The 9,856-nt window shown below is 73.2% G+C and carries 1 protein-coding gene; it reads right to left on the minus strand.

What is annotated here, in order from left to right:
• Window positions 1-68: 68 nt before the first annotated feature.
• Window positions 69-9,854 carry a type I polyketide synthase gene (locus BLU81_RS13500; protein WP_092544809.1) on the minus strand — a complete coding sequence of 3,262 codons (9,786 nt, stop codon included), beginning with the start codon at window positions 9,852-9,854 and terminating at the stop codon, window positions 69-71.
• Window positions 9,855-9,856 lie beyond the last annotated feature (2 nt).

Raw genomic sequence — 9,856 nt, forward strand, 5'->3', positions numbered from 1 at the left:
AGCCTGGCCCGAAGGTAGGGGCCGACCGGCGCACCGGCCTACCCCTACCGCGCCCCTGCCGGAACCCCTCAGACGCCGAGTTCGTCGATGAACCGGAACACGTCGTCGGCACTCGCCGACTCCAGCCGCTCACTCACCGCGGCCGGCACCGCGACCGCACCGTCACCGAGACCGAGACCGTCGAGCAGCCCCCGCAACCGCATCTCCACCCGCAACCGCAACGCGGTGTCCCCGGCCGTGGCGGCCAGCGCAGCGGCGAGCTGGTCCACGGTGGCCATCACCGTCTCCGGCGTACTGCCGCCCGCATCGACCAGACGGTCCAGCAGCAGCCGGGTCACCGCCACCGGCGTCGGATGGTCGAACACCAGCGTGGCCGGCAACGTCACCCCGGTGGCCGCGGTCAGCCGGTTCCGCAGGTCCACCGCGGTCAGCGAATCGAACCCGATCTCCTTGAACGGGCGGCGCGGATCGACCGCGTCCGGGCCGTCATGACCCAGCACCGCCGCACCGTGCGCCCGGACCAGGTCGAGAACGATCTGCTCATGCTCGTGCGGAGCCGCCGCGCCCAACCGGGTCCGCAACGCCGCCCCGGCGTCGGCCGCCGGAGCCTGCTCAGCGGTCGCGGCGAGCGCCTTGACCGCGGGCAGGTCGGCGATCAGCGGCCGGGACCGGGAGAAGGCGAACGTCGGCGCGAACGTGGCCCAGTCGACGTCCGCCACCGCCAGGAACGTCTCGCCCGCACCGGCGGCCTGCCGCATCGCCGTGATCGCCGCCTCCGGCGCCATCCCGCGGAATCCACGCCGCCGCATGTAGTCCTCACCACCGGAGTCCTCGGCCATCCCGCCGCCGTCCCACAACCCCCACGCCACCGACGTCACCGGCAGCCCACGGTGCCGGGCCTGCTCGGCCAGGGCGTCGAGAGCCGCGTTCGCCGCACCGTAGACACCCTGCCGGGCACTGCCCCACACACCAGCGTTCGACGAGAACAGCACCACCTGCTCCAGATGCGCCGGATCCAGCAGATCCAGCAGATGCCGCGCCCCGTCGACCTTGCCGGACCGGACCTCGTCCAGATCCTCCCGGGTCGAATCGGCCAACAGGACCGGGCTGAGCGTGCCGGCGGCGTGCACCAGCGCCGTGACCGGCTCCGGCAGACCGGCGATCAACTTCGCGACCTGGTCCCGGTCGGCGGTGTCACAGGCCACGATCGTCACTTCCGCGCCGTACGACGTCAGCTCCGCCCGCAACTCGCCCGCACCGGCCGCGGCCGCACCACGCCGGCTGGTCAGCACCACATGCCGGGCCCCGTCACGGGCCGCCCACCGGGCCACGTGCGCACCGAGCGAACCGGTACCGCCGGTGATCAGCACCGTGCCGCTCGGCTGCCACAGCGGCGTGCCCACCGCGGCCGGCGCCGGACGCAGCCGCCGGGCCAGCACCCCGGTCACCCGTACCGCCACCTGGTCCTCGTCGTTCAACCCGGCCAGCACCGCCGCGACCCGCCCGGCAGCCCGCTCATCCAGCACCACCGGCAGATCGATCACCCCACCCCAGGACTCCGGGTGCTCCAGCGCGAACGTCCGCGCCAGAGCCCACACCTGCGCTCCGGCCACATCCGACGGACCGTCACCGGGCACCGCGCACACCCCGCCCCGGGTGAGAATCCACAACGGCGACCCCAGCCCGCCGACCGCCCGCAGCAGAGCCAGGGTCCCCGCGACATCACCGGTCAGCCAGACCACACCCGCCCACCGCCGCGCGGAGAGAGCCGTCTCGTCGCCGGTCACCGCCTCCGCACCGGCCGCCGTCAACAGCCCCACCACGGCACTCGGATCGACACCGTCGTCGTGCCGCACCAGCCAGGCCCCGGCCAGCCGCCCCGGCTCCGGCTCCGGCAGCGGCTTGAACACCACCCGGAACCGCCAGTCGTCCACCTGCGAACGCTCCCGGCGGGCCCGCCGCCACCCGGCCAGAGCCGGCAACACCGGCGCCACCGCGTCCGCGCCGACCCCGAGCGCCCGCCCGAGCGCCGTCGCGTCAGCGGCCTCGACCGCACCCCAGAAATCGTCGTCCGGATCGCCAGCCGCCACACCCGGAACATCAGCCAGCCAGTAATGCTGGTGCTGGAAAGCGTAGGTCGGCAGATCCGGCGCCCGCCGGCCACCGGTGAACACCGTCGACCAGTCCACCGGGAACCCGGCCGTCCACGCCTCGGCCAACGCCCGGACCACCCGCTCCGGACCGTCCTCGGCACGCCGCAACGTACCGGTCACCGCCACCGGCACACCGGCCGCGGCGGCCACGTCCTGCAACCCGGCGGTCAGCACCGGATGCGGACTGACCTCGACGAAATGCCGGTAACCGTCTGCGATCAACCGCTGTGCGGCGGCGGCGAACCGGACCGGACGGCGCATGTTGTCGTACCAGTACCCGGCACCGTCCACCAGCGTCACCGGCTCGGCGTGCACCGTCGAATACCACGGCACCCCCGGCACCGCCGCCCGCACCGGACCCAGCAACTCCAGAACCCGCTCCCGCAACACCTCGACCTGAGCGGTGTGCCCGGCCGCGCTCGCCCGGATCCGCTTGGCCCGCACCCCGTCCCGCTCACAATCAGCGGCAAGCATGTCGATCGCGACGGTGTTCCCGGCGACGATGACCGCCGCCGGCCCGTTCACCGCGGCGACCTCCACACCGTCCAGCGCGGCCAGCCGGACCGCCACCTCGGCCTCCGACTCGGCGATCGACAGCATCGCCCCCGAACCGGCGATCGTCGTCATCTCCCGGCTGCGCAACGCCACCACACGAGCCGCGTCGTCCAGACTCAGCGCCCCGGCCACACACGCCGCCGCGATCTCACCCTGCGAATGACCGACGACCGCCGCCGGAACCACCCCGTGCTCCCGCCACCAGGCAGCGAGCGACACCATCACCGCGAACAACACCGGCTGCACCACATCCAGCCGATCCAGATCGGGCGCCTGCGGGTCGCGGCGCAGCACCGACTCCACCGAGTAGTCCAGGTACCGCCCGAGCGCCGCGTCACAGGCACGCAGCCGCTTTGCGAACGCCGGGGAACCCTCCAGCAGCCCGGCGGCCATCCCCTCCCACTGACTGCCCTGACCAGGGAAGACGAACACCACACCGCCGTCCGGGCCGGCCACCCCGGTGACCACCGCCGCCGACGGACGCCCCTCGGCCAAAGCCGCCGGACCGGCCGCGTCCAGCGCCACCGCACGATGCTCCAGCCGGGCCCGGCCCACCAGCGCATGCCCCACGTCAGTCAGCGGCACGTCGGCCCGATCCCGCAGATAGGTGTCCAGACGGCGGGCCTGCCCGGCCAGCGCGCCCCGGTCCCGGCCGGACAGCAGCAACGGCACCACCGGCAGCTCCGGGTTCGCCCGCTCCGCGACCGCGGGCGGCGCCTGCTCCAGGATGATGTGGGCGTTGGTGCCGCTGATACCGAACGACGAGACACCGGCACGACGCGGACGCGCCGTCACCGGCCAGTCCACCGCCTCGGTCAGCAACTCGACCGCACCACTGGCCCAGTCGATCTGCGGGGACGGCGCGTCGATGTGCAGACTCCGCGGCAGACGGCCGTGCCCGAGCGCCAGCACCGTCTTGATCAGGCCGGCCACACCGGCGGCGGCCTGCGTGTGCCCCAGGTTCGACTTGACGCTACCGAGTCGCAGCGGGATCTCACGACCTTGGCCGTACGTGGCCAGCAACGCCTGAGCCTCGATCGGGTCGCCGAGACGGGTACCCGTGCCGTGCGCCTCCACCGCGTCCACCTCGTGCGGCTCCAGCCCCGCCGACTCCAGCGCCGCCCGGATGACCCGCTGTTGCGACGGCCCGTTCGGAGCCGTCAGCCCGTTCGAGGCACCGTCCTGGTTGACCGCGGTCCCGCGTACCACAGCAAGAACGGGGTGGCCCTGACGCCGGGCATCGGACAACCGCTCCACCAGCAGCACCCCGGCCCCCTCCGACCAGGTGGCACCGTCGGCCGCCGCCGAGAACGGCTTGCACCGCCCGTCCGGCGCGGACCCGCCCTGCCGCGCCACCTCCACGAACGTCGCCGGATTCGCCATCACCGACACCCCACCGGCCAGCGCCACATCACACTCGCCGCGGCGCAGCGACTCCACCGCCAGATGCAACGTGACCAGCGACGACGAACAGGCGGTGTCGACCGTCAGCGCCGGACCCTCCAGCCCGAACACATACGACACCCGGCCCGACACCACACTCCCGGACACGCCGGTGGCCCGGTATCCTTCGACCCCTTCCGGCAGCGAGGTCAGCCCCGTGCCGTAGTCGTGGTACATCAAACCCGCGAACACGCCGGTACGGGTACCGCGCTGGCCCATCGGGTCGAGGCCGGCCCGTTCGAACGCCTCCCAGCTCGTCTCCAGCATCAGCCGCTGCTGCGGATCCATCGCGAGGGCCTCCCGCGGCGAGATCCCGAACAGCCCCGCGTCGAACTCACCGGCGTCGTAGAGGAACCCGCCCTGCCGGGTGAAATCGGTGCCGCTCAGATCCCAGCCCCGATCCGTCGGGAACCCGGAGATCGCGTCCACATCGTCGCTGAGCAGCCGCCACAGATCCTCCGGCGACCGCACCCCACCGGGGAACCGGCAGGCCATCCCGATGATCGCGATCGGCTCGTCCGCGCTGACGCCGCTTCGTGCGCCGCCCCGCACGATGCCGTCGGCGCTGTCGGTCCCCACGGCGCGGTCGATGAGGTGGCGGGCGATGGCGCGGGCATTCGGGTAGTCGAAAGCCAGCGTCGCCGGCAGGGTCAGCCCGGTGACCAGTTGCAGCCGGTTACGCAGCTCGACCGCTGTCAGCGAGTCGAAACCCAGCTCCCGCAGCGCCCGGTTCCCGTCGATCGCGGCACCACCGGCGAACCCGAGCACCCCGGCGATCGTGCTCCGGACCAGTTCCACCACGGTCTGCTCCCGCTCGGCGACCGCCAGCCCCGCCAGCCGCCGCGCGAACGACCCCGGATCGGCCGCGACCCCGGCCCGGCGCGGCCCGGTGCGCACCAGCCCCGACAACACCGCCGGCAGCAGCCCGCTCTCGGCGGTGGCCCGCAACGCGGACAGACTGAGCGCCACCGGCACGGTCAGCGCCCGGTCCGCCCGCAGGGCCGCGTCGAACAGGGCGAGCCCCTGCTCCGGCGCCAACGGCAGCACTCCACCGCGCCGCAGCCGCCGCCGGTCGGCATCGGTGAGCCCACCGGCCATCCCGGCATCGGTCTCCCACAGCCCCCAGGCGAGCGAGGTACCCGGAAGCCCGAGCCCACGCCGGTACGCGGCGAACGCGTCGACGAACGTGTTGGCCGCCGCATAGTTGGCCTGACCGGCGTTCCCGAGCAGTCCGGCAGCCGACGAGAACAGCACGAACGCGACAACCGGATGCCCCGCCACCGCCTCGTGCAGGTTGATCACGGCATCCACCTTGGGCCGCATCACCACGTCGAGCCGCTCCGGCGTCAGCCCGTCGAGCAGCCCGTCGTCGAGAACCCCGGCGGTATGCACCACAGCACTGACCGTCACCCCGGCCAGGGCTTCCGCCACCGCCACCCGATCGGTGACGTCGCAGGCGACCGCCCGGATCCGCACTCCCCCGGCTGTCTCCGTGCTCCCGGTTTCGCCTCCCCCGGACCGGGACAGCAGCAGGAGGTCCCGCACGCCGTGCTCGGCGATCAGATGCCGGGTGATCAGCCGGCCGAGGGTGCCGGTGGCGCCGGTGACCACGACGGTCCCACCGGTGAGGTCCGGCAGTTCAGCGATGTCGCCGGAGTCCCGGACCACCCGCGGCACCAGGATCCGGCCATCCCGGACGGCGGCCTGCGGATGGCCGGAGGCGAGTACCGAGGAGATCACCGCCGGGTCGTCGGTGTCCACGAGGGTGAGCCGACCGGGATGTTCACTCTGCACCGACCGCACCAGACCCCACACCGCCGACGCATCCAGATCCGCGACGGATTCCCCGGCGGCCACGGCAATGGCGCCATCAGTGCGAACAACCAGATGCAGCCCGGTCGTGCCCGTTCCGCCGGCGACACCCGGTTCGTCTTCGCTGTCGCTGGCGTCTTCGCGAAGGAAACGCTGAAGAGTCGCCAGCACCTGGGCGGTCAGCTCGCGAACGCCGGCCGCATCGGTGAACCCGGAGCCGGCGCAGTCGAGCATGAGCGCGTCGCCACCACCCCTAAAGCTTCCTAGGAAGACAGCCTGATCGCCTGGCGCGATCGCGGTGGGCGCATCCGTGGCCGAAGCCAGAAGCCCGCTATCGGCCCAGTCCAGGGTGTACAACGGCAGGGCCCGATCCGCAGCGGTCCGTTCGGCGACGGCCGGGCGGACGCTGAGCGCCTCGACCGTGAGCACCAGCCCACCGGTGCCGTCCAGGGCGGTGAGCCGGACGGTGTCCTGCCCCTCCGCCGCCGTGAGGCGTACCCGCAGCTCACCGGCACCGATCGCGTGCAACCGGACGTCCCGGAAGGCGAACGGCAGCCGGGCCGCACCGTCCGCACCGTCCACCAGTCCCCCGGCCGCCAGCGCGTGCAGGGTCGCGTCGAGCAGAGCGGGATGCACCCCGTAACCGTCATCGCCGAGCCCGTCGGGCAGCACGACCTCGGCGAGGATCTCACCGTCGCGCCGCCACGCTCGCCGCAGACCTTGAAAGGCGGGACCGTACTCGAGCCCGGTCGCGGCCAGGGCGGAGTACAGCTCGGCGGCGTCCACCGGTTCGGCGTCGGCGGGCGGCCACGCCTGATCCACCGCCACGGGCCCCGCGCCCGGATCGGCCGGGTGCAAGGTGCCGGTGGCGTGTGCCGTCCACGGGTCTTCGGGGGTGGGGCGGGAGTGGATGGTCAGTTCGCGGCGGCCGGTGACCGGGTCCGGGTCGGTGACGGTGACCCGCAGGTCGGCGCCGCCGGTCGCGGGCAGCGCGAACGGGGCCTGCAGCAACAGTTCCCCGACGACCGGGGTGCCGGTCCATTCGCCGGCGGCGAGCGCTGCCTCGAGGAGGGCCGCGCCGGGGACCAGAACCGTGCCGAGCACGTCATGGTCGGTCAGCCATGGCTGGGTACGGCGGGAGACGTGGCCGGTGAACACGACGGTTCCGGAGCCGGGCAGCAGCACCGCGGCGGCGAGCAGCGGATGGCCGGTGCCGTCGATCCCGGATCCGGCGAGGTCTCCGGTGCCGGGTGCACCGGTCAGCCAGTAGTGCTGCCGCTGGAACGGGTAGGTGGGCAGTCCGGGCAGGCGGTGGCCGTCGGTGGGCCATGCGTGCCAGTCGACGGTGGCGCCGCGTACCCAGGCCTCGCCGAGGGCGCGGATCCGCCCGGCCGGACCGTCCTCGCCGCGCCGCAGGGTGCCCCAGACACCGGCGCCGGGGGCGCACTGTTCGAGGGCGACGGTGAGAACCGGATGGCCGGAGACTTCGGCGAACAAGCGGAAACCATCAACGGCGAGGCGTTGTACGACCGGAGCGAAGCGCACCTGGTTCCGCAGGTTGGACCACCAGTAGTCGGCCCCGGCCGGGGTGGTGACGGGCTCGCCGGTGACGGTGGAGTACCACGGGATCACCGGCACCGCGGCACGCAGCCCGTCGAGCGCGCTGATCACCGCGTCGTGCACGGGCTCCACATACGGCGAATGCGACGCGTAGCCGACCTCGACCAGCCGGGCCCGCACGCCGTCGTCCTCGACCCGGGACACGAACTCCTCGACCGTGTCCCGTTCGCCCGCCACGACGACCTGCGACGGTGAGTTGACCGCCGCGATCACCAGGCCGGCCCAGCGCGGATCAGCCAGATACGACTCCACCACGTCGGCCGGCGCGCCGATCGACGCCATCCGCCCGGTGCCGTCCAGGTCCACCAGGGCCCGCGACCGGGCGGCGACCACCCGGGCGCCGTCCGCGACGGACAGCGCCCCGGCCACCACCGCTGCGGCAACCTCACCCTGCGAGTGCCCGGCGACCGCCGCCGGGCGCACACCGAACGACTCCCACCACGCCGTCAGGGCGACCCCGACGGCCCACAGCACCGGCTGTACGACGGCGACCCGTGTCAGCCAGTCCTCGTCGCCGCGCAGCACGGCTTCCACGGAGAACCCGACGAGCGGCTCCAGCGCGGCATCACATTCCCGGAGCCGGTCCGCGAACGCCGCCGACTCCAGCAGCCCGACTGCCATCCGCAGCCACTGACCGCCCTGCCCCGGATAGACGAACACCACATCGGTGCTGCCCAGCGGGGATCCGGCGACCGGAGCGAGACCGGCGGCGACGGCGTCGAGCCCGGCGGTGTCCCAGGCGACCGCGCGGATCGGCAGCGCGCCCCGGCCGATCAGGGTGGCGCCCAGGTCGGCGAGGGTGCCGCCGGTGGCGCTCAGGTGGTCGCGGACGACGGCGGCCTGGGCGCGCAGCCCGTCCGGTCCGGCGCCGGAGAGCGGCAGCGGGACGATCGGGGTGCTGCCCGCCGGAACCTCGGCGGGCAGCGGCGGCTCCTCCAGGACGACGTGGGCGTTGGTGCCGCTGAAACCGAACGACGAGACCGCGGCCCGGCGGGGTGTCTCGCCGCGCGGCCAGGCCCGTGCCTCGGTGAGCAGTTCCAGCGCGCCGCTGGACCAGTCGACGTGTGTGGAGGGCGCGTCGACGTGCAGGGTCTTCGGCAGTAGGCCACGCCGCAGCGCTTCCACGATCTTGATGACGCCGCCGACACCGGCGGCGGCCTGCGTGTGGCCCAGGTTGGACTTGAGGCTGCCGAGTAACAGCGGTTCTTCTCGATCTTCGCCGTACGCCGCCAGCAGGGCCTGCGCCTCGATCGGGTCACCGAGACGGGTGCCCGTGCCGTGCGCCTCGACCACGCCGACCTGTTCCGGGGTGAGCCGGGCGTCGGCGAGCGCGTCGAGGATGACCCGCTGCTGGGCGGGCCCGTTCGGGGCGGTCAGCCCGTTGGAGGCACCGTCCTGGTTGACCGCGGTCCCCCGTACCACAGCAAGGATCTTGTGCCCTTGACGTTGAGCGTCGGACAGCCGCTCGACGAGGAGCAGCCCCGCCCCCTCGGACCACCCGGTGCCGTCGGCCGCCGCGGCGAACGGCTTGCACCGGCCGTCCGCGGCCAGACCGCCCTGCCGGGCGAACTCGACGAACGTGCTGGGACTGGCCATCACGGTGACCCCACCGGCCAGCGCCATCGTGCACTCGCCGCGACGCAGCGCCTGAATCGCCAGGTGCAGCGCGACCAGCGACGACGAACAAGCGGTGTCGATGGTCAGCGCCGGGCCTTCGAGCCCGAACGTGTAGGCGACCCGCCCGGACACCACACTGCCGGAGGTGCCGGTGGCCAGATAGCCCTCGACCCCTTCGGGCAGGGCGGTCAGCTGGGTGGCGTAGTCGTGGTACATCACTCCCGCGAAGACCCCGGTCCGGGACCCCTTCACCCCGAGCGGGTCGAGACCGGCCCGTTCGAAGGCCTCCCACGCGCATTCCAGGAGCAGCCGCTGCTGCGGGTCCATGGCGAGCGCCTCACGCGGCGAGATCCCGAAGACGGCCGGGTCGAATGCACCGGCGTCGTCGAGGAAACCGCCGCGCAGCGCGAAGTCCCCTTCGGCGACGTCCCAGCCGCGGTCGGACGGGAAGTCGCCGATCGCGTCCCGGCCGGCGTCGAGGAGATCGCCGAGTTGTTCGGGAGTGCCGACCCCGCCGGGATAACGGCAGGCCATCCCGATGATCGCGATCGGCTCCGCAGCCCGTTCCTGAACGTCGACCAGATCACGCCGGGCCTGCAGGAGGTCGGCGGTCGCCCGCTTCAGGTAGTCGCGGAGCTTCGCTTCGGTGTCCATGT

Origin of the sequence: Actinoplanes derwentensis, assembly GCF_900104725.1 — a bacterium.
Classification (GTDB): domain Bacteria; phylum Actinomycetota; class Actinomycetes; order Mycobacteriales; family Micromonosporaceae; genus Actinoplanes; species Actinoplanes derwentensis.